This window comes from Gilvimarinus sp. 1_MG-2023 (assembly GCF_030548285.1).
In genome coordinates, this window is record NZ_JAUOSC010001129.1 from 1 (window position 1) to 265 (window position 265).

General features: G+C 55.1%; 1 protein-coding gene. It reads left to right on the top strand.

All coding sequences use genetic code 11. The features are described 5' to 3' along the window. On the top strand, positions 1 to 265 hold a 265-nt coding region (locus Q4563_RS20370; RefSeq protein ID WP_303605807.1), incomplete at both ends, for a hypothetical protein.

Genomic DNA, 265 nt, shown 5'->3' on the forward strand with positions numbered 1-265 from the left:
TCAGAAACACACATGATTTTATTTCCTCTAATCGCCGCATTGGCCTGGGCTTTGGCGTTGGGTCGGTGATTTCGGTCTGGACCTGGGCCATGGCCGTGATGATGAGTTCAGCGATGACGTTCCAGTGGGGCCTGTCGGGGCTGTTCTGGTTTGTGGTTCCCAACGGCCTGGAATTGATGGTGATGATTCCTCTGGCGCGTATTCTGCGCAAGCGGATGCCGGACGGCTATACCATCAGCCAGTTTGCCTATAACCGCTTTGGTCG